The 21,055-nt window shown below is 51.4% G+C and carries 20 protein-coding genes; 18 read left to right on the top strand and 2 right to left on the bottom strand.

Annotated features, from left to right (window positions below; translation table 11 throughout):
• The first annotated feature begins 23 nt into the window (after nucleotides 1-23).
• From lpxD to BUQ78_RS03910, 10 genes are read left to right on the top strand one after another with little or no spacing between them, the layout of a single operon-like run.
• Entirely contained in the window at nucleotides 24-1,085 is a 1,062-nt protein-coding gene (gene lpxD, locus BUQ78_RS03955) for a UDP-3-O-(3-hydroxymyristoyl)glucosamine N-acyltransferase (RefSeq protein WP_074199342.1), read from the top strand.
• Nucleotides 1,054-1,902, top strand: coding sequence for a UDP-3-O-acyl-N-acetylglucosamine deacetylase (gene lpxC, locus BUQ78_RS03950; RefSeq protein WP_074200160.1), 849 nt, complete (start codon nucleotides 1,054-1,056; stop codon nucleotides 1,900-1,902). The genes lpxD and lpxC overlap by 32 nt, the downstream gene beginning before the upstream one ends.
• On the top strand, nucleotides 1,902-2,357 hold the full coding sequence (gene fabZ / locus BUQ78_RS03945) for a 3-hydroxyacyl-ACP dehydratase FabZ (RefSeq protein ID WP_014806209.1): 456 nt from the start codon (nucleotides 1,902-1,904) through the stop codon (nucleotides 2,355-2,357). The genes lpxC and fabZ overlap by 1 nt, the downstream gene beginning before the upstream one ends.
• Before the next feature lie 2 nt (nucleotides 2,358-2,359).
• Complete coding sequence (lpxA, locus tag BUQ78_RS03940) at nucleotides 2,360-3,172, top strand: acyl-ACP--UDP-N-acetylglucosamine O-acyltransferase (protein WP_074199341.1); 813 nt, start codon at nucleotides 2,360-2,362, stop codon at nucleotides 3,170-3,172.
• Nucleotides 3,169-3,639 carry a KdsC family phosphatase gene (locus BUQ78_RS03935; RefSeq protein ID WP_074199340.1) on the top strand — a complete coding sequence of 157 codons (471 nt, stop codon included), beginning with the start codon at nucleotides 3,169-3,171 and terminating at the stop codon, nucleotides 3,637-3,639. Before lpxA ends, BUQ78_RS03935 begins: the two co-directional genes overlap by 4 nt.
• An 8-nt stretch (nucleotides 3,640-3,647) precedes the next feature.
• Nucleotides 3,648-4,751 (top strand): LPS export ABC transporter permease LptG, encoded by a 1,104-nt coding sequence (lptG, locus tag BUQ78_RS03930; protein WP_074199339.1) that lies wholly within the window; start codon nucleotides 3,648-3,650, stop codon nucleotides 4,749-4,751.
• Nucleotides 4,752-4,756: 5 nt separating this feature from the next.
• The gene (locus tag BUQ78_RS03925; protein ID WP_074200159.1) at nucleotides 4,757-5,563 is read left to right on the top strand and encodes an LpxI family protein; all 807 of its coding nucleotides are present in this window, start codon (nucleotides 4,757-4,759) and stop codon (nucleotides 5,561-5,563) included.
• Nucleotides 5,560-6,663, top strand: a complete 1,104-nt coding sequence (lpxB, locus tag BUQ78_RS03920) for a lipid-A-disaccharide synthase (RefSeq protein ID WP_074199338.1) — start codon at nucleotides 5,560-5,562, stop codon at nucleotides 6,661-6,663. The genes BUQ78_RS03925 and lpxB overlap by 4 nt, the downstream gene beginning before the upstream one ends.
• Nucleotides 6,660-7,769, top strand: a complete 1,110-nt coding sequence (locus tag BUQ78_RS03915) for a glycosyltransferase family protein (protein WP_074199337.1) — start codon at nucleotides 6,660-6,662, stop codon at nucleotides 7,767-7,769. Before lpxB ends, BUQ78_RS03915 begins: the two co-directional genes overlap by 4 nt.
• The gene (locus tag BUQ78_RS03910; RefSeq protein WP_074199336.1) at nucleotides 7,757-9,544 is read left to right on the top strand and encodes an ABC transporter ATP-binding protein; all 1,788 of its coding nucleotides are present in this window, start codon (nucleotides 7,757-7,759) and stop codon (nucleotides 9,542-9,544) included. The genes BUQ78_RS03915 and BUQ78_RS03910 overlap by 13 nt, the downstream gene beginning before the upstream one ends.
• Here the strand turns inward: BUQ78_RS03910 and BUQ78_RS03905 are convergent.
• The gene (locus tag BUQ78_RS03905; protein WP_084532199.1) at nucleotides 9,541-11,139 is read right to left on the bottom strand and encodes a Na/Pi cotransporter family protein; all 1,599 of its coding nucleotides are present in this window, start codon (nucleotides 11,137-11,139) and stop codon (nucleotides 9,541-9,543) included. The genes BUQ78_RS03910 and BUQ78_RS03905 overlap by 4 nt on opposite strands.
• Nucleotides 11,140-11,278: 139 nt before the next feature.
• Between BUQ78_RS03905 and lpxK the strand changes: the two genes are divergently transcribed.
• From lpxK to BUQ78_RS03870, 7 genes are read left to right on the top strand one after another with little or no spacing between them, the layout of a single operon-like run.
• Nucleotides 11,279-13,582 (top strand): tetraacyldisaccharide 4'-kinase, encoded by a 2,304-nt coding sequence (gene lpxK, locus BUQ78_RS03900; protein WP_074199335.1) that lies wholly within the window; start codon nucleotides 11,279-11,281, stop codon nucleotides 13,580-13,582.
• Nucleotides 13,575-14,327 (top strand): 3-deoxy-manno-octulosonate cytidylyltransferase, encoded by a 753-nt coding sequence (kdsB, locus tag BUQ78_RS03895; protein ID WP_074199334.1) that lies wholly within the window; start codon nucleotides 13,575-13,577, stop codon nucleotides 14,325-14,327. Before lpxK ends, kdsB begins: the two co-directional genes overlap by 8 nt.
• Entirely contained in the window at nucleotides 14,312-15,169 is an 858-nt protein-coding gene (kdsA, locus tag BUQ78_RS03890; protein ID WP_074199333.1) for a 3-deoxy-8-phosphooctulonate synthase, read from the top strand. Before kdsB ends, kdsA begins: the two co-directional genes overlap by 16 nt.
• A complete protein-coding gene (locus BUQ78_RS03885) occupies nucleotides 15,166-16,182 on the top strand; it encodes a KpsF/GutQ family sugar-phosphate isomerase (RefSeq protein WP_074199332.1) in 1,017 nt (338 codons plus the stop codon). Before kdsA ends, BUQ78_RS03885 begins: the two co-directional genes overlap by 4 nt.
• 42 nt (nucleotides 16,183-16,224) lie before the next feature.
• Entirely contained in the window at nucleotides 16,225-17,430 is a 1,206-nt protein-coding gene (locus BUQ78_RS03880; RefSeq protein WP_074199331.1) for a 3-deoxy-D-manno-octulosonic acid transferase, read from the top strand.
• Nucleotides 17,431-17,461: 31 nt separating this feature from the next.
• Nucleotides 17,462-18,625 (top strand): iron-containing alcohol dehydrogenase, encoded by a 1,164-nt coding sequence (locus BUQ78_RS03875; protein WP_084532197.1) that lies wholly within the window; start codon nucleotides 17,462-17,464, stop codon nucleotides 18,623-18,625.
• Nucleotides 18,625-19,830: a DegT/DnrJ/EryC1/StrS family aminotransferase gene (locus BUQ78_RS03870; protein WP_074199330.1), complete on the top strand. Its 1,206-nt coding sequence runs from the start codon at nucleotides 18,625-18,627 to the stop codon at nucleotides 19,828-19,830. The genes BUQ78_RS03875 and BUQ78_RS03870 overlap by 1 nt, the downstream gene beginning before the upstream one ends.
• A 46-nt stretch (nucleotides 19,831-19,876) precedes the next feature.
• Here BUQ78_RS03870 and rimI read toward each other — a convergent pair whose 3' ends face one another.
• Nucleotides 19,877-20,371, bottom strand: coding sequence for a ribosomal protein S18-alanine N-acetyltransferase (rimI, locus tag BUQ78_RS03865; RefSeq protein WP_074199329.1), 495 nt, complete (start codon nucleotides 20,369-20,371; stop codon nucleotides 19,877-19,879).
• Between the two features lie 150 nt (nucleotides 20,372-20,521).
• Between rimI and BUQ78_RS03860 the strand changes: the two genes are divergently transcribed.
• The gene (locus BUQ78_RS03860) at nucleotides 20,522-21,055 is read left to right on the top strand and encodes a DUF8052 family protein (RefSeq protein ID WP_014806226.1); all 534 of its coding nucleotides are present in this window, start codon (nucleotides 20,522-20,524) and stop codon (nucleotides 21,053-21,055) included.

The raw sequence follows: 21,055 nt of genomic DNA, 5'->3' as shown, positions 1-21,055 counted from the left end.
TTTGTTCGGGAAGGGGAAGAACGTTGAAGAAATTCGATGATGCATGGAGACTTTCACAGGTTGCATCCTTTTTATGCGGTCGCCTCGTGGGCGACCCGGATAGGCTCATTTTAGGGGTGGCCTCTCCGGAGGAGGTCACTCCGGAATGCATATGTGTATTATGGGAAAAAAGTGCCTTCAGGAAGCTGGTAAAAGACGTACCCGTAGTGGTGCCCCTTGGCTGGCTCGAGCCTGACAGGATCGGTGTTGAGGTGGAAGAACCGAAGATTGCCTTTGCCAAACTGCTTTCGCTCTTCGAGAGGCCCCGAACGCCTAAATGCGAGGTACATCCTACTGCTGTGATATCGCAAAGCGCTGAAGTGCATCCTTCGGCTTACATCGGTCCGTTTTGCGTGGTAAGGGAAGGGGCAAAGATCGCCAATGACGTCGTATTGGAGGCACACGTATTCGTGGGGAAAGATGTCTTCATCGACGAAGGTACGATCGTTGAACCTCACGTTACCCTGTATCATGGCGTGAAGTTAGGAAAGAGGTGTCTGATCCATGCAGGCGCTTCTTTGGGTTGCGAGGGCTTCGGTTTCTGCAGTAGGGATGGCAGATTGATCAAAATACCACAGGTTGGGGGTCTGGTTATAGGAGACGAAGTCGAGGTTGGGGCATTGACCAGCATCGATAGGGGCACCCTGGGAGACACGTGCATCGGCTCAGGTACCAAGATAGGCGATTGCGTCCACGTGGGACACAATGCACAGGTCGGATCTAACTGCATCTTGGTTGCCATGACAGGGATCGCGGGAAGTGCCGTGATCGAGGATAACGTCATAATGGCTGCCCAAAGCGGGGTCAAGGATCACGCAAGGGTAGGTAAAGGTTCCATAGTGGCCGCCAAATCGGGAGTTACGAAGGACATACCGCCCGGCATGATGGTCTCGGGCTTTCCGGCGCGGGATCATCGAGAGGAGCTAAAAATCCAGGCCTTGACTCAGAGGTTACCAGAGATTTACGAAAGGCTTTTGCGTTTAGAACGCTTGCATGAAGGAGTTGGCAATGAGGATGAAAAGGGTAACCCTTCAAAGGCCGATTGAAGTCGAGGGCTTGGGATTACACAGCGGCAAGATTAGCAAGGTTGTAATGCTTCCCTCCGATGGGGGAGATGGTATAATGATTGGCGCCGTAAAGGGGCAAATGCCCTATCCCATAGGAGAGTGCGATATATTCTCTCCTGGGCGTTCAACATGTGTTGTATTGCCCAGCGGGCATACGATCTTTACGATGGAGCACTTGCTGGCTGCCCTTTACGGAATGGGCGTTGACGATATCATAGTATTGGTGGATGGTGACGAGATCCCCATATTTGACGGCAGTGCAGGTCAATGGGTCAAGCTTTTGGAAGAAGCTGGCCTAAGGGAGAGGGAAGGTACCGAAAAGACGATTTATAGCGTATGCTCTCCCCTTTGCGTCGAGGACGAATCTGGCGATGCCTGGGTGGCGTGCTTGCCCTGCGAAAATCTGAAGGTCACTTACGTGATCTCTTTTGATGACGTCTCCATAGGGACTCAAACCTTTGTCGCGGAGGTTACAAGAACAAGGTTTGTCGAAGAGATTGCTCCTTCCAGGACTTTCGTCAGGCTCAAGGATGTGGAGGAGCTGAAAAAAGAAGGGTTGGCCCGCGGAGGAAGCTTGCATAATGCCTTGGTCTTCGGCAATGATGGTCTGCTGAACGATACCCAGATGCGTTTTGCCAATGAATGTGCCCGCCATAAGGCCCTGGATTTACTGGGCGATTTGGCGTTAGTGGGGTTGCCCCTGCAGGCGCACGTGATCGGTTACAAGGCAGGCCACAGGCTTCACTTGCGTTTGGTGGACCGATTAAGACGGCTGTGTAAAGGTGGTTGGAGCTGATGGACTTGGAGAAGTATGTTGACATTCACAAGATAATGGAGTTTCTCCCTCACAGGTACCCCTTTTTATTGGTGGACAGGATACTCGAGGTTGACGAAGGAAGGATAGTGGGGCTTAAAAATGTTACCATTAACGAGCCCTTCTTTCAGGGGCATTTTCCGGACGAGCCCGTCATGCCGGGCGTCCTGGTCTTGGAGGCGATGGGGCAAGTTGCAGCCATGATGATAGTCCTTCGTCCCGACATGCAGGGCATGGTCACCTACCTGACGGGCGTGGACAAGGCCAAGTTTCGAAGGCCCGTGTGTCCGGGAGATCAGTTGATAACCGAGGCAAAGGTTTGCAGGTTGCGAGGACGCGTGGGGCAAGTGAAGGCAGTGGCACGCGTCAACGATGAGATGGCTGCGGAAGCGTTGTTCAGCTTCGTGGTGGCCAAGAATTTGTTGCAGAGGGGATAGACATGAAGGGGACCATACATCCGACTGCTATCGTATCTTCCAAGGCCGAACTGGACGAAGGGGTTACCATAGGTCCCTACAGCATCATTGAAGATGAGGTATTTATCGGCAAAAATACCGTGATAGGGGCTTACGTGAGGATATTTAATTTTGTCCAGATTGGGCAGGATTGCAGGATATATGAAAATGCTGTCATAGGCGGGGAGCCGCAGGATCATTCCTTTCGTGGCGAAAGGACGAAGGTCGTCGTGGGCGATCGCACAATAATAAGGGAAGGCGTGACGATACACCGTGCCACGGGCGAAGGGCAATCTACCGTGATCGGTGATGACGTGTTTCTGATGGAGGGTGTTCACGTGGGACATAACGTTAGGATCGGAAATCACGTCATTGTGGCAAACAAAAGCGGGCTTGCCGGCTACTGTGAGGTGGAAGATTACGCCAATCTCGGGGGAATGGTGGGAATACATCAGTTCGTCAAGATAGGCAGGTTGTGCATGATCGGAGGCCTATCCAAGGTCGTAAAGGATATCCCCCCCTTCGTCCTGGCGGACGGAAGGCCCGCAAGGATCTACGGCATAAATAAGGTCGGCCTTCAGCGTGCAGGCTTTGACTCGACGTTAAGGGAGCATATAAAGCGAATTTACAGACAACTTTATCACAATGGATTGCCCTTAAGACAAGCTGTCGAGATGATGCGAAGGCAAGGCCTTGGCGATCCCATCATCACTGAGATAGTAAGCTTCTTCGATAGATCCAGGAGAGGCTTGGTGCCATGGCCCAGCGCGCGCGTCTTCATGGGAGATGTGGAATGATGGATATTAAGCTTTTGGCGCTGGATGTGGATGGGACGTTGACCGACGGATCGGTTTACATGGACGGCGAAGGCCATGAATTTAAACGTTTTGACATCCAAGACGGCATGGGAATTGCCATGCTAAGGCGCCAGGGCATCGAGGTTGCGATTATAAGCGGAAGGTTTTCTGCCTCCACCGATCAACGAGCAAAGGACCTGGGCATACCCTTTGTATTTAATGGCGTGAAGGATAAGCTGGCTACCCTTGTATCCCTTTCCGAAAAGCTGAACTTGAAGCCTGAGGAAGTTGCCTACATGGGCGATGACGTCAACGATATCGAATGCATCAAGTGGGCTGGCCTCGGCGTAGCGGTGGCGAATGCCAGACAGGAGACGAAAGAAGCTGCAGATTACGTCACGGCCTCAAGCGGCGGACAAGGGGCCGTCAGGGAAGTTGCCGATATGCTCCTTAAGAGGGGACGGTAGGTGCCATCATGGCCGGATTTCGAATTAGGTTGCTGGACAAGTTCATCATAAACGAATTTTATCCGACCTTCGTCTTCGGCGTAATGGTCTTTACGACCCTCCTTGTCGCAGGAGACCTGCTTTTTGACATAGCCGATCTGCTCATACAAAGCCGGGTGCCCTTTGGGGTCGTTTTCAGGTTGTTTCTGTATCGCCTGCCTGGCGTGGTGGTGCTGACGTTGCCCATGGCAGCCCTTTTGGCGACCATATTGAGCTTTGGAAAGATGGCGGCGCAGTCGGAGTTAACGGCCATAAAGGCCTCCGGAATAAGTTTCTATCGCGTCTTGCGCCCCATAATCTTGGCCAGCATCATCGTTGGCGGTTGTGCGCTCCTTTTCAATGAGACCGTAGTTCCGTTGACGGACAGGGCAGCCGATAACGTCATGAGGTATGAGGTGGCCAAACAGAAGCCGGCGTTGCTCAAGGAGCAGATGTTTTTGAAGGAAGAGAAGGGCGGAAAATTGTCGAGGGTCATCTACATAGGGAAGCTCTTTCCTCAAGAGGGAAATATGGACGACGTGCTGATACAGGAGTTCGACTCCGACAAGCTTGTGCGTATAATGACGGCCAAAGGCGGCGAATGGAAGGACGGAGAGTGGTGGCTTTACAACGGCCAGGTCTTTAACGTCACCCAGGAAGGCTTGGTAGAGCCTCTTTTCAGTTTCGAAAGACAACAACTGACGCTTCCGCTGTCGCCTGCCCAGGTAGTTGCCAGCTCGCAGGATCCCAAAAAGATGTCGGCCCTTGAGCTTTACAGCTATATTAAATTGATGAAGATCCAGGGCGTGGACGTCGATTCCCTATGGGTCCTCTTGCACCTCAGGCTGGCCGTCCCTTGGGCAAGCGTCGTGCTGGCCCTGGTGGGAGCTTCGGTAGGAGCCGGAAGCAGGCGGTCTGGATCCGGCATGGGCATCGGCGTGTCGATCATCTTGGTCTTCGCCTACTACGTCTTCATGTCCTTTTGCCGTTCCCTGGGACAGGGCGGTTACCTCTCGCCCCTTGCGGCGGCCTGGATCCCGAACTTGATATTTTTGTTGTGCGGATCTTATACGGCCAAAAGGGCCAACAGGTGATGACGATGCAGTTTAAAGGACTTGCCATCATAGCAGGTGATGGTCGGCTGCCCCTTGAAATAGCGCGTCGTCTCACCACGCGGGGGTATCCTCCCATAGTGTATTCCTTTGGAGAACACGAGGCATCCCTCTCGAAGTTTGCCCTGGAATTAATTGAACTTTCCAGCCTGAACTTGGGATTCGTCATCGAAGACATGAGGCGTAGGGGTGTCTGTGAAATAATTATGGCGGGGGTAGTGCCAAAGACCCTGATGTATCATCAGGGATTGCACGACGAGCAGTTAAAAAAATTACTTCAAAGCTTAGAATCTCGCGACGATCACAACTTGCTCGGCAATATAGTCTTGACTTTGGAAAAAGAAGGTTTTAAGGTAATTGGCTACAAGGAAATCATCTCCGATTGGCTTGCCCCTGAGGGGCATTTTGCCGGCAGGCTTCCGACAAATGGCGAGCTTGAGGACGTGGAATACGGCAAGGCCATTGCAAAGGTGTTGCTTCCCCTCTCCTTTGGACAGACATTGGTGGTACATAAAAAGGCAGTAGTTGCCGTGGAGGCAATGGAGGGAACGGACGCCATGTTGCTTAGGGCCGGCAGCCTGGCTAAGGGCGGCGTAGTCATAAAGATGATGCGTCCCGATCAGGACGAACGATACGATTTACCTACCGTGGGAGTTAGGACGTTACAGAACATGTTGAACGCCGGTCTTAAGTGCCTTGCCGTTGAGGCAGGAAAGACCGTGATAATCAAACCTGACGAGTTTAAGCGTTTTGCTTCGGATTTCGACATATCCGTTCTGGGGGTAAGGCATTGAGCTTATTTTTAAGCTGCGGTGAGGCCTCCGGCGACCATTATGCCGGATGCCTCATAAAGGCCTTAGATGGCAGGCTGGGGCGTTGTTGGGGGATGCTCGGACCCGAAGGCACTACGTCGGGAGGGCATGAAGTTTGGAGCTACAGCGAGCTTCAGGTCATGGGCATTTCGGAAGGCCTCAAAAGCCTTTTAAGGCTGTCTCGCCTCAAAGATAGAATGGCAAATTCCGTACTGAAGGAGATGCCCGATTGTGTGGTGGTCATCGATAGCCCCGACTACCATATACCCTTGATTAAGGCGATTCGAAGAAAGGGGTATCGAAACCCTATCTTTTATGTCTCGCCGCCGACGGCTTGGGCGTGGCGGGCAAAGAGGGCTGATGTGATCAGGGATCTTGAGGTAACGTGTTTCCCGTTGTTTGAGTTCGAACACCGCTTTTACACCGACAAGGGAGTCGAAAGCCGCTGGATGGGACATCCCTTGCTGGATGACCTGTGCGATTACGCCCCGGACGAAGATGTAATTAATGCCTATAGCGGAAAACGCATAGTTGCCCTCCTGCCGGGCAGCAGATCGACAGAGGTCAGGCGCCTTGCCCCTGTTTTAAGGGAAGTTGGCGTCGAACTGAAGCGTATGGGCTATAATCCGGTGGTCTCTGTCGCCAAAAGCTTGCCTTCCGTCGATCGGCAGGCGCTAAAAAGAATGGATAGCGGCTTGTCGTTTTTTGAGGGCAAGGGAGTTGACCTGATGTACGTGTCGGAATTTGTCATCGGTGCCTGCGGTACAGCTGCCGTGGAGGCCATGATGTTGGATAAATTCATGGTCGCTTTGTACAAGGCCTCGTTTTTAAGCTATTTGGTCTACAAGCTCATGGTTAAAACGCAGTGGGTTGCCATGCCCAACATACTGTTGGGGCGCGAAGTTTACCCCGAGCTGCTTCAAGGCGAGGTCAAAGCTTCATCGGCGCTGGAGGCGGTGTTAAGGTATTTGAAGGACACAACAAAGGTACACAACGATCTGGCAAAGGCCAGAAGCAAGATGGGCGATCGCGGAGCGTACAAATTTTGGGCTGACGTCATTGCCGAAACGGTGGGACGATGAAGGCGGTATATATACTTACAAACGGTCCGGGAGAGCTTTGGGATTGGGCTAGGCCCTTGGTTTACGAGCTCGATAAAAGGGGGATCAGATCCGTATTATGGTTGCTCCCGTGCCAGTTCGCTTCCGGCATGGAAAGAACCTGTGCCCACAGGCTTTCCTTTTATCGCATCATCGGTCCCTACAATTGGGCAAAGACCTTTTATGAGTCGATCAGGGCAAGAGATGTTGGGTTAGTCGTACAGCTTGGCGGAGACTTGATGTTTGGAAGGTTTTTATCGAGGATGAGCGGCGCGGAGCTTTTCTGCTATACCTATGGCAGGAAAAGGGGACTGCGCGGTTGTTCCAGGGTCTTTACCGCTTATGAGGTCATGGCAGACCACATTCGAGAAGATGGCGTTTCCCCCCTGGTGATTGGCGATCTGGTCGCCGATTCTCTGAGATTGGATCTTGACGTGGGCGAAGGCCCTAAAATGGGTTTACCGGCTCAAAAGTACACGTCACGAAAAGTTGCCCTTTTCCCGGGCAGCAGGCCGGCCATAAGGCGAAGGGCCTTGTCTTATTTAAGGGAACTGTACGGCCATCTTCGAAGCTTATTGGATATAGACGTCATAACCTTGCTTTCGCCTTTTTCTTTGGACGAAGAGGTAAAGGCATGGGAAGAAGCCGGCTTGAATCCAACCAGGGAAAGCACCCCGTTTGCTTTAAGGGGCGTAGATTTGGCGTTGACGCAGCCTGGTACTAACACGTTGGAATTGCTTTATTTAAGGGTGCCTACTCTCGTGGCAGTGCCTTACGCCTTTTTAAGCGATATACCGTTTAGCGGACTTAAGGGAGTTATGTTGCGTTTGCCCTTGGTTAAAGATAGGCTGTTGCAGTCCCTATCTAAAAAGAAGGGCATGCTCTCGTGGCCTAATAGAATAACAGGTATAAACTTGATCCCTGAACTTGTGGGAGATTACACGCCAAAGGAGCTTGCAGAGGCGATGATCGAATATTTAAACGACATCGATTGGCTTAAAAAAACGTCCGAACTGATGGGCCAATTGACATCGTCATACGGGGCCTCGAAGCGATTGGCGGAGGAGATAATGCAATGTCTTGGTTAAAGAAGAAACTCATATTGACCAGATCGCAGAGAAGCACTTATCTGCGTCTGATAAGTTATTTAAAGCCCTATTTGGGCAGATTGTTTGCTGCTATCGCCTGCATGTCCATTTCTTCCCTGTTGGCGGTGTTGCCGCCCTGGTTGCTCAAAAACATAGTCGATGACGTATTGATACAGAAAAACCTATTCTTGCTTCATTTTCTGGCCCTAGGCATAGTTTTAATCTACCTGTGCAAGGCGGTATTTTCGTATGGGCAGACCTATTTGATGGGTTGGGTGGGGCAACGCGTGATAATGGATATAAGGGTTCAGCTTTACGATCACATGCAGAAGATGTCCTTAAGATACCTATATAAGTCTCGCATAGGCGATTTGATCTCCCGCATAACGAACGACGTGATGACCCTTCAAAACCTGGTGACTAACGTAGTAATCGATCTGGTCGTACAAAGCGTTACCTTTGTAGCAGTGATAATATTTCTTTTGGCATTGAACTGGCGACTGGCTTTGCTCACCTTTGTGGTCCTTCCGTTGACTGGATATGTTTTAAACGCAGCCTCAAAGAAGCTTCGCATTGTGGGCTACGAAATTCAGGAGGAACTTGGCAGGGTCGTTGCCATAGCACAGGAAGCCCTTTCTGCAATAAGGATAGTGAGGTCCTTTGCCACAGAGGACGAGGAGCTGGATAAATTTAAAAACCAAAATGTGTCTAACTTCCGCGCCCTCATGCATGGCATGCAAATTCATGCTGTTTTAGAGGGTGCCGTCGAGGTCATCCTGATCGGGGCGCTGGCGTTGATCTTATGGATAGGCGGAAGAGAGGTCGTAAGAGGCAGGAGCACTCCGGGGGAATTGATAGCCTTCATAGGTTACTTGGGCTTACTTGTACAGCCGGTAAGGGTGTTAAGCAAGGTAGTTTCCGGACTTCAAAGGGGATTGGCCGCTGCCGACAGAATATTTGAGGTGCTGAATATCTCCACAGAGGTACGTCCGCCTCGCTACCCCATAGTGCTTGAGGACGTCAAGGGCATGATAGACTTTGAGGATATCTACTTTGCCTACGAGGACGAGCTTTGGATCCTAAGGGGCATCAACCTTCACATCGAGCCCGGCGAGAAGGTTGCCATTGTCGGTCGCACCGGTGCCGGGAAATCCACCTTGGTCGACTTAATTCCAAGGTTCTACGATCCCAACAGGGGAAGCATCAAGATAGATGGGTATGACGTGAGACAGTTGGATTTAAAGGCGCTTCGAAAGCACATCGGCATCGTCCCGCAAGACCCCGTATTGCTTAAGGGTTCCATTGCCTACAATATAGCCTACGGCTGCCCATGGGCAACTCATGAAGATATAGTTCGGGCGGCATGGCAGGCCGGGATATTGGATTTCATAAAGAGCTTACCGGATGGTTTTGATACAGAGATAGGCGAGAGGGGCGTCACCCTAAGCGGCGGTCAGCGCCAGCGCATAGCCATTGCTCGGGCCATAGTCAGAAATCCGAGGATTCTCATAATGGATGAGGCAACGTCATCCCTGGATGCAGCCATGGAGCAACACATACAGGAATCAATGCAAAGGGCGATGGAGGGAAGGACATCTCTGGTCATAGCCCACAGGCTTTCAACCGTCAGAAATGCAGATCGCATAATCGTCTTGGAGGGTGGCAAGATCGTCGAAGAGGGAGATCACGATGCCTTGCTGAAGCAAAACGGCGTGTACGCCGAGCTGTACTCCCTCCAGATGGGCGAAAAGAGCTCAAGCGCGGGACATGGCTAAACGGACATTATCTCTTCCGCTATGTTGACGGCGTGATCGCCTATCCTTTCCAGGTGGCTCAGCATGTCCAGAAATACAACGCCAGAAGCGGGATAGCATATTCCTTTGTTCAACCTTTGTATGTGTCTGGAACGGAGGTTTCTTTCCAGCTCATCCAACACGTCGTCCATGGGTATTATGCTAGCTGCCTTTCGTTTATCGCCGGTCTCGAGCGCCTCGACCACGGTCCTTACCGATTCAACCGCTTTGTCCAGCATCTCGTTCAGCTCTTCCACGGCCTCCTGGGAAAAGGGGAGGTTATGTTTTTCTTTATAATCTGCAAGTTCCACGATCGCCGTGGCATGATCTCCGATTCGTTCAAGGTCAGCGGAAATGCTTATGGCCGAAGTTAATATCTTTGCCTGAGCGCTATTTACGTTCTGCTGGAAGACTTTTGCCACGTAATAGCTTATGGCCTCCTCGATCTCGTCAATCGTCTCCTCTATGTTGTCGAAACGCTTCCTGTCTGCCTTCGGATCTCCTCGAAATATCCCTACTGCCGTTTCCAGATTTTCAAGGCACAGCTTTGCCATCCTTATGACTTCCTTTTGGGTCTGCACCACCGCCATGAAGGGGACGGAGACCAATTTTGCGTCCAGGTATTTGGGACCGTACTCAATGGCCTGCTCTGTACCTTTGACGAGCCTGCACGCCAGGGACGCGAATTGAGGCATAAGCGGCAATAAAAGCAGTGTGGTCGTGATGTTGAATATAGTATGTGCGTTAGCGATCTGTCTTGCCATGTCAGTGCTGGTATAGGCTACGATTCGTTGAAATGGTTTTAAAAATGGGAAAAATATCGCCACCCCGACAATATTGAACAGAAGGTGAGCGTAGGCGGTCCTTCTGGCGGCTAGGGAAGTGTTTATGGAGGCCAGAAGCGCCGTCGAAGTTGTTCCAATGTTGGCCCCAAGTATTATCGGAAGAGCTGACCCCAAATCCATCACATCCCTCGAGGCCAACATCACCAAAAGTCCGGTGACTGCCGATGAGGATTGAAGTAGGGCCGTAAATATTATTCCCACTATCACGCCTAAAAAGGGGTTGGTCCTTCCTATGCACAGGATGTTTATAAATGGAGGGTAAGATTGCAAAGGCATTACGGCATCTCCGGTGATGGAAAGTCCCAAGAATAGCATGCCAAAGCCCATGAAGCAATCGGCCCAACCTTCCTTTACGCTTTTCCTCTTGCCCAGCAACATCAAAGCCATCCCCAGCGCTATTGCTGGCAAAGCAGCTCGTTCGAGCCTAAAGGCCACCATCTGCGCTGTCACGGTTGTACCTATGTTTGCGCCCATTATCACTCCGATGGCCTGTTCAAATCTCATTATCCCTGCATTCACGAAACTTACGCACATCACTGAGGTGGCACCGGACGATTGGATTATGGCCGTAACGATTAACCCTACGGCAACGCCCGATAGGCGGCTCGACGTAAGCGTCTCAAGGATCCTTCTCAGCTTGTCTCCGGCGATCTTCTGTAAGCCCTCTCCCATCTTTGTCATTCCGTATAAAAAGAGGGCTATGCCTCCGCATGCCATAAGTATCGTTCCCAAATCGAGCCCCCCATTCGTTATTTCCCTCACGTTATTTTATAGCACACTTTCAATGGTTTTGGATGATATAATTAACGTTACCGTATTTTTGGCTTGAAAGCTTGCGGTGTCTCATATTGTTTGTCGGTTGGTGGTCGAAATGTCTGGGCCCTTGAATAGGTATTTAGATTATACAAGAGGTAAGGCCAAAAACTTCCTCTACAAGTTGCTTTTTTCTCCCCTTGGATTGCTTTACGAAATCGGCGTGTCATGTCGTAACTTCGCGTACGATCACGGCATCAATTCCTCCTTTGAGTCCTCCCTTCCGGTCATAAGCGTCGGAAATATCACCATGGGGGGGACCAATAAGACTCCCTTCGTTGAGATGCTGGCGCGAAGGTTTTTGGAGTTGGGGTTAAGGCCCGGCATTGTCACAAGGGGATACGGAGGCAAGAAGAAGGGCAGGAGCCCCCTTCTCGTGATAAACGGCCAAGGAAAGCGAGATGAAGTTGGAGACGAGTCTCTGCTCCTTTCGTCGAGGTTGCCGGATGTTCCCATCGCAGTCTCACTCGACAGGCTTGCTGCCCTTGAGAGGTTGCATTCGGAGGGAGGCGTGGATATAGCCATCTCCGACGACACCTTTCAACATAGGCGAATGGCCAGGGATGTGGACATAGTGTTGATCGATGCCACTTGCCCCTTCGGCAACGGCAATCTTTTCCCCGCAGGGATATTGCGCGAGCCACCCAAAAACTTAATGAGGTCACATATAGTGGTGATCACGAAATCCGACCAGGTGGACAAAGACGACCTTAATTCTTTAATAGCTGCTGTTCAGGGATATGCGCCAGGGAAGCCTCTTTTTACCTCGAAACTGGTCTTGGAAAAATGGCAGCGATGGGACGGCGATGCGCTTGTCGATGCAGATCCCTTAAAGCCCGGCGTGCCTGTCTTGATATTTTCGGCCATAGGCAATCCCGAAAGCTTTCGAAATTTTATCGAAAGCATGGGGTTTGATGTCAAAGAGGAGTTGCGCTACAGAGACCATCATTTGTACTCAAGAAATGACCTTGACGACATCATGCGGCGCTGCAGTGCTGTCGGCGCTCAAGTCGCCGTATGTACCGAAAAGGACGTCTACAATTTGCCCAGGGATGGTAAGGCCTCTTTTCCCGTATTTATTCCGAGCGTTATGACCACGGTCGACGATGAAGCGAATTTTTTTGCTGCACTGACGAAGGCCCTGCGACCCAAGATCGTCATCTCGTCCAACGGACATGGGGAGGATTCCATGGCGTGCATGCTTGCCGGTCGTTTAAAAAGGGACCTGCCTAAAGCTCAGATGTATGCTTTCCCGCTGGTGGGGAAGGGCAAGGTCTTTGAGGATGCAGGAATAGAAGTCTACCCGCCGCCCTTCGATACGCCGAGCGGGGGCGTGATAAAGTATAGCTTTTCTGAGCTTTTGAAGGACATAAGAGCCGGGTTGTTTGGTCATATAAAAAGGCAACTGGATGCCTGGTCTCGCTTGAGGGGAACGATTAGGACCCCATTGTGTGTGGGCGATGTCTACCTGTTGCTCCATGCATTATGGGGGCAGGGGATGCCCCCCATCCTTTTGGCCACGGCAAAGACCGTCTACCTTAGAGGTCACCTAGTAATCGAAAGGTGGATACTAAGGAATAAGGCCAGAAGGGTATGGACCAGGGATGAAATGACTGCCGTTGAGCTGAAAAAAAGTTCCGTCGATGCAGTCTATGCAGGCAATCCAATTATGGATTTGGCAAGTGATAATAATAATGAAGCCGATGAAGCCCTATGGCCAACGGGGGAGGGTTACAGGGTTCTTTTGCTCCCCGGCAGCAGGCAGGACGCCTACAACGACGTGAAGCTGCTTTTAAGGGCTGCCGAGCTGGTTTCAAGGGAGCTCAAGGCCAGCTTTCTGATGGTCATAGCTCCCAGCATCGAGTGGCATAAGATGGCATCAAGCCTCGAGGATTATTGTTTAAGTGGCGATATCTTGGAGAAGGATGACCTGAAGGTGAAGGCGGCCTTCTGTCCGGTCTCTACGGCAGCGCGAAGGGCTGACGTTTTGCTTGGCCTCGGCGGCACGGCCAATCAGGTATGTGCAGGCTTGGGTGTCCCTGTAGTTTCCGTGGATGACAAGGGAAAAAGGGTCCAAAAAAAGCTCTTGGGCGATGCCGAGGTGCTCGTAAAAAGAGATCCGCGAAGGCTTGCCCTAGAGGTCGTATCTATATTGAAGGACCGCGAAAGGCACAGGTATATGTCTTCGGTGGGCAGGCGAAGGATGGGCCAACCGGGATGCATAGAAGACGTTACGGGGTATCTTTTATATGAATTGGGCTGGAAGCACAGGCATGACCTTTATTGCTTCTTAGAGGATAAGTTTTTGGATGTATTCAATGAAATAAACGATGAGGAAGAGGTGAAGCTGAGCGTTGAGTAATCGCATTTTAGCGGTAGTGCCGGCGCGATACGGCAGTACCAGGTTGCAGTGCAAACCTTTGATGGAGATGGGGGGCAGGCCTTTGCTCTCCTGGGTCCTTAAAGGGCTTTCGGGTTGCAACGTAGATGATATAGCGGTTGCCACCGATCACGAGGATATAGCTGCCCTCGCCCGCAAAGAGGGGTTTGAGGCGATTATGACTCCTTCGGAGCTGCCGTCGGGAAGCAACAGGACTGCGTGGGTGGCCAGACGAAAGTCTGCAGACATCGTTTTAAACGTGCAGGTCGACGATCCCATGGTCGGTCCTGATATGATAGACCCCCTAGTCGAGGCTTTAGGCAAATCTAGGAATATAGGCGTGGCATTGTTGGCAAAGCGAATTGAAAATGCAGATGAAGTTTCTAATCCCAACGTAGTGAAGGTCGTTTTCGACCGAAACATGCGCGCCCTGTATTTTAGCAGGTCCCCCATTCCCTACGAGAGAAATAAAGGCGCCGCATACTTCAAGCATATAGGGCCTTACTGTTACAGGCGGCAGTTTCTGCTTGAATTTGACAGCTGGCCGCAGACTCCCTTGGAAAAGATCGAGAGCCTTGAGATGCTGCGTATTCTTGAAATGGGCTTCGACATATTGTGCGTGGAGTCGAAGAGAGACACCATCGAGATAGATACTCAGGAGGACGTCTTAGCCTTTGAGAAATATTTAAGAGAGCATGGAGATGAATTGCCTTGGTTAAAAAAGTAAATGTCGGAGATATAGTTATAGGGGAAGGACGCTTCGTCCTGGTGGCTGGTCCTTGCGTGCTTGAAAGTCTACCGCTTGCCCTTGAAGTGGCAAGCGAGGTCAAGGGGATATGCGACGAGCTGGGGTTGCGCTATATATTTAAGTCTTCCTTCGATAAGGCCAATCGTACGTCCATTTATTCATTCAGAGGCCCGGGCCTTGAGGTTGGCCTAAGGTGGCTTGGCGAAGTCAAATCGACCGTTGGCGTGCCGGTATTGACCGACATTCACGAGCCTGCTCAAGCTGCACCCGTTGCCGAAGTGGCAGACGTGCTTCAAATACCGGCCTTCCTGTGCAGGCAGACCGATTTACTCGTCTCGGCGGCTAAAACAGGCAAACCACTCAACATAAAAAAGGCGCAGTTCGTGAGCCCCTACGACATGCGTTTCGTCTTGGAGAAGGCCAAGGAAGCCGGTAACGATCAGGTCATATTGTGCGAGAGGGGAACGACGTTCGGTTATAAACAGTTGATCGTGGATTTCCGTTCCATCCCCATAATGAGGTCATTTGGTTGTCCGGTGATGTTCGATGCAACCCACAGCGTGCAAATGCCGGGAGGATTGGGCGGTGCAAGCGGGGGCGACAGAAAGTTCGTGGCGCCCTTGGCGAGGGCGGCAGTATCCATAGGGATAGATGCCCTCTTTATGGAGGTACACCCGAACCCTGACGAAGCAAAAAGCGATGGCCCCAACATGATAGCGCTGTCCGATTTGAAGGGCCTTCTTGCCCAATTGATCGCACTTGATGACCTGGTAAAGAGCGAACTCGGTTACGTCGACATTGAGGAGGTGTTACCCAGATGAACGATACGGCAACCGAAAGGGATGTTTTTGTCCTTTCTAGCGAAGAAGAAAGGTTGCTTGACATAGGCAAAAAAGTGCTGACGCAGGAGGCACAGGAGCTAATCAACGTCTCATCGCGCTTGGGAGTGGAGATGATAAGGGCGGCAAAGCTTGTATTTGACTGCAAAGGTCGTGTTGTCCTAAGCGGGCTTGGAAAATCTGGGATAATAGCCAAAAAGATCGCTGCCACCTTTGCATCGCTGGGTACGCCATCGATCTTCCTGCATGCTACCGAAGGCATCCACGGCGACCTGGGGATGGTATGTCGCGGTGACGTGGGCATATTTTTGAGCAACAGCGGCGAGACGAACGAGGTGCTTGAGATTATCCCCTACTTTAAGCGCTTCGGCATCCCCATAATAGCCATAACGGGCAATGTTTCCTCCAGGCTTGGCAAGGAAGCTGATATAGTGATCGATGCCAGCGTCACCAGGGAAGTCGATCCTTTGGGGTTGGCGCCTACCAGCAGCGCCATCGTCCAGCTTGCCATAGGTGACGCCTTAGCCGTGATGGTGGCTGATATGCGACACCTAAAAAAAGAGGACTTTGCCCTGTTTCATCCCGGAGGCTCTTTGGGCAAGAGGTTGCTCCTAAAGGTGTGCGACGTGATGGGAAGCGACGACAGGCTTCCGGTCGTCTCGGAAAAGGCGACCGTAAGGGAAGCGTTGTTCGAGATCACGAGCAAAGGTTACGGAGCCACCATCGTGGTAGATGGCGAAGGAAGGTTAAAGGGCATATTTACGGATGGCGACTTGCGGAGGCTCATAGAAGATAGGGGAGAGGCGGGCGTCCTTTCCATGCCCGTCGCTGAGGTGATGACCAAAAATCCGAAGACCATCGATGCGGACGAGCTGGCTGTAAGGGGCGTCCTGTTGATGGAAAAATACGAAGTGAGCGTCCTCGTGGTGATGAAGGACGGATTGCCGGTAGGCATGGTTCACCTGCACGATATGCTGAAGGCGGGGGTGGCTTAGCTGAACCTAAGGTCCTATTCCCTGCTGATAAGCCTTGCCTACTTGGGGCTTTACCCCTACCTTAGGTTTCGATATCGCGAAGGTTTCGGCGATAGGATCGGCAAACCTGACCTTGAGCAGTTTGAAAAGCTTAAAAGCCGCCCAATTTGGGTTCACGGCGTATCCGTGGGTGAGGTCCAGGCGGCCTTCCCCCTGATACTGCAGGCGAGACGGTACGGTTACGACGAGTCTATATTAATTTCGACGGTGACCTCTACGGGCAAAAGCATGGCAGAAAAGCTGCTCTCCGGCTTGGTTGACGGGCACTTTTATTACCCCTGGGATGTGCCCTGGGTGATAAGGCGCCTATTGGACTGCCTAAAGCCGAAGGCTTACATCGGCCTGGAGACGGAAATTTGGCCTTTCCTTCTGCACGAACTGAAGAAAAGGAATGTGCCCTCTTTCTTGGTCAACGGAAGGTTTTCGGACCGCTCCTTTAAGAAGGCCTGTAGGGCCGTAGATTTTTGGAGGGAAACCCTTGAATGTTTTTCAAAGATCTTGGTGCGGTCGACGTCGGATGCCGATAAGCTTTTCCGTTTGGGCGTAGATACAGGTAGGGTAAGGATAATAGGAGATATAAAGATAGATGCGCTTCTTTTCAGGAAAGGCTATGTCGATTCGAAAGAACTAAAGAAGAGGCTTAACGTAAATGAATCTGACATCTGTTTTGTTGCAGGCAGCACACACGAGGGAGAGGAAACCGTGGTGCTCGAGGCCTTTGGTATGGTTAAAGGGGAGGTACCAAGCTCAAAGCTGATATTGGTCCCGAGGCATCCCGAACGAGCGAGAGGAGTTTGTGCTTTAGCGTGCAATAAGTTTGTGGCTTGCCTGTCATCTGAGGTGAAGCCAAATTGGGATGTCTTGATAGTAGATGAAGTCGGAGTTTTGTTTGAGCTCTATTCCCTGGCCGCCGGAGCATTCGTGGGGGGCAGCTTAGTGCCCAAGGGGGGCCAAAACGTGTTAGAGCCGGCCTGCTTTGGGGTGCCGATAGCATTTGGTCCTCACATGGAAGATTTCTCGCTGCCTGCCGTGGAGCTTGAGCGCCTGGGCGTGGCTCGCGTGATTAGGGGCGAAAAAGACCTTGCTCAGGCGTGGCTAAATGCGATAAAGTTCGATGCCGGTTTGAGGGAAAAAGCTGTACAATACGTAGAAAGCTTAGGAGGCGCCTCAAAGTTGGCATGGGAGGAGATAGCTTCGCATCTGAAATGACGAATTTACCAATTGACGGGAGGGATTTAGCTTGTCCTTTGAGATGTTCATTCCGGGAAGGGCGCTTTTTGGCGCAGGCGTGGTCGCGAAAGTTGCCGAAGTGATCGGCGAGGATGCAAAGAGGGTATTTTTAGTCACCGACGAAAATTTGGTGAAGCTTGGGACTGCAAAAAGGATCGAGGAGATACTTAAGTCAGCCGGCAAGGAAGTGGCGACCTTTGATTCGGTAGAGCCCGAGCCATCGGTCGAAACTACCGACAAGGCCGCTGCAGCCGCCAGGGATTTTAAGGCCCAGGCGGTCATAGGCTTGGGCGGCGGCAGCTGTATGGACGTTGCCAAGGCCGTAAGTGTACTGATCACCAACGAGGGATCTGCCGCCCGGTACCAGGGTTTGGGCTTGGTAAAAAAACCGGGAGTCTTGAAGGTCATGATACCCACGACGGCCGGGACGGGTTCAGAGGTTACCTTTACTGCAGTTTTGATTCGCAGAAGTGATGGCTTTAAGGGAGGCATAAACGACGACAAGCTGTTTGCCGATTATGCCCTGCTTGACCCAGAACTGACCCTTACGGCTCCCCCCAAGGTCACCGCATCGTCAGGCATGGACGCGCTTATACATGCGGTGGAGGCCTACACCAGCAGATATGCGACATGGTTTAGCGATATGTTTGCACAACAAGCCATCAAGCGAATAGGGAAATGGATAAGGATCGCGACTTGGAACGGAAGGAATGTGGAGGCCAGAAGCCACATGCAGTATGCCGCCTATTTGGCGGGCTTGGCATTGGTGCACGCCGGAGTTGGGGCTTGCCATGCCCTTTCCTATCCGCTGGGAGGGATGTTCGGCGTAGGGCATGGCGTAGGCAATGCCTTACTAATGCCCCATGTTGTCAGGGCAAACGCGTTCAGCTGCCCTGATCGCTATACGGATGTCCTAAAGTGGTTGGGATATATCGACGAAGGAACCAAGGTCAGTCCCAGAGATGGTGCGCTTATGTGCGCCGATGCCTTCGACGAACTGCTCGAGGATCTGGAGTTGCCCGCCACCTTAGATTCTTTAGGGGTCGGCATAACGAGCAAACACTTTCCTGAGATGGCAGAAAAGGCCTTGGCCGTCAGCAGGCCCATGGAAAACAACCCTAGGCCTTTCGATAAGGAACTTTGCATCAAAATTTACGAGGAGGCGATGAGGTAATGCCTGGTTTTGAGCTGTTTGACGAGAAGGAGATCGAGGCTTTGGCCGATGTCATCAGGAGAAAGGTCGTGCACAGGTATTCCTTTCAAGGCGTGAGGGAAGGGATCTACCGCGTATCCGAATTTGAGCAGGCCTTCGCCAAAAGGGTGGGCACAAGGTATGCCCTGGGAGTAAGCAGCGGTTCTGCGGCCCTTTATGTTGGCCTAAAGGCCTTAGGAATAGGACCCGGAGACGAGATCATAACTAGCGCCTTTACCTTTATCGCGAGCATAGAGGCGATACTTGAGTGCGGGGCCGTGCCCGTGCTCGGCGATATCGACGAGAGCTTGAACTTGGATCCCGCTTCCGTGGAAAGCCTAATCACGGATCGCACAAAGGCGATAATGCCCGTCCATATGTTTGGCGCAGCGGCCGACATGGATGCCTTCAGGGAGATATGTGACCTGCATGGCCTTTACCTAATAGAGGATGCCTGTCAGGCAGTAGGCGCTACTTACAAGGGTAAGGCCTGTGGCGGACTGGGCATTTGGGGTGCCTTTAGCTTGGATCCTTACAAGGTCATAACGGTGGGCGAGGGCGGCATGATATTTACCGACGACGAAGAGCTCTACAAGAGAATGGAGTATTATCACGATCATGGCCACCTGCATGACTATAACATAGAGAGGGGAGCCGAGAAGAAGGCTTGTCTGGGCTTTAATTTCAGGATGAGCGAATTGCAGGGCGCCTTAGGCTTGGTGCAGCTGTCGAAGTTGGATCGTGCCATCGAAGCGCAAAAGAACAACAAGAAAAAGATCTTGGATGCCATTGGCGACGTGGAGGGTCTTTCTCTGAGGGATCTGCCCGATAGGGAAGGCGAAATAGCGTCTCATCTGGTGCTAATGTTGCCCGATGGCGACGCGGCAATGCGCTTTAAGAAGGCATGTGCGGAAGCCGGTGTCGGCTGTGCGATATTGAGCGACAACACGTGGCATTACGCGAAGCACTGGGCAACATTGAGGGAAGGCAAATACTACTCCAGAGTGCGTTGTCCCTTTGACTGTCCTTACGCCGAGGACATGCCGCTGTATCGTCCCGTGGAATGGACTCAGACTGAGGACATACTGTCCAGGTCCGTAATGTTCGGCATAGATGTCGTAATGGACGACGCCAAGATAGAAAAGATCGTATCCGGGATCAAGGCAGGGTTAAAGGCAGCTCTTTAAAGCGTATTTTGTTCCTTCGGCCGTTAACGGGACGCGTTCTTTAAATTTAAAGGTGCGTCCCGTTATTTTTTGTCGCTACCGATATTGCCGGGAACGGCAGCGGCGATTCCATTAAAAAGGCATCCTCGCTGTCCTCGTAATAATGGGGAATTACCTTTATGCGTCTGAAACCCAGCTCCTCATACAAAAGCTGTGCCGCATAGTTGGTTATTCTTACCTCCAGGGTGGCCCTTTTACATCCGAGACGTATCCCTATCTCGCCCATGGCGATTAAAAGCTGCGTCCCTATTTTGTTACGCCTAAAATCTGGGTGGACGGCTAAATTCATTATCTTGAGGCTGTTTTTTTCCCGGCGACAGGCACCGAATCCGCACAAAACCCTGTTCCACCTTGCACCGATGTAAAATATCTGGCCGGTCTTGTGTCTGAGGTCCGACTCTATTATCTCGTAGGGCCAGGGGTGTCCGTGTGCTGCCTCTTCTATGGCATAAATGTCGTCGAGATCCGCCAGACTGCAAAAATCGATGTCGACCAATAACATCTCGCTTAGCTCCTTCATATTGTTTTGTTGCAACTTGAGATGAAGGCACATAAAGCATAGTTAAAGTATATTGCAACTGCGGTCTAAGGCTCAAGAATTTTTGACATTTGATATGGTCTGTTTTAAAGTTAGACAAAGAGGTGCTACGGCATGAAGAAATCTGATTACCTGGCAATGCTTGAAAGTAGGCATAGATATTATTTCGATGTTCATAGAGATTACGAAATAGCCGGAAGGCGTTTTGACCTGTATGCCGAATGTCACGTGAGGACGGAACGTACAGTGCTTGGATACCTCTTGGACAGCTACGAGTCTCATGATTATAGGATGATAAAATACTACGATGAAGCATCGCTCCAGGATCTGCATATCCTATATGATTGGATCAGCAAAGAGTATGGAATTTGGGTAGCTCCGAATGATGGCCATATGTGCACTTTTCTCGCGTTGGTGGTAGTATTGGGCAAAGGGGTTTCGCAGGATCTTATACGTTTCATTAAAAGGGCAAAGCAGAGCCGTTATTTTGCGCTTGGGCTGAAGGGTTGGTACGAGTTAAGGCTGTTATTGGTGGATTTAAACGAAGAGAAGTTATGGTGCAACAGCAGCGGAAATCGCATTAGGATGGACTTTGAGATGAAGGCTAAACCTAACGGCCTTTTGAAGAAACTACTTTTTTGGAGGTGA

Source organism: Acetomicrobium flavidum (assembly GCF_900129645.1).
In the GTDB taxonomy this organism is placed as follows: Bacteria; Synergistota; Synergistia; order Synergistales; family Acetomicrobiaceae; genus Acetomicrobium; species Acetomicrobium flavidum.
The sequence above is the reverse complement of the archived record's forward strand: the minus strand, read 5'-3'. Positions and strand labels throughout refer to the sequence as shown.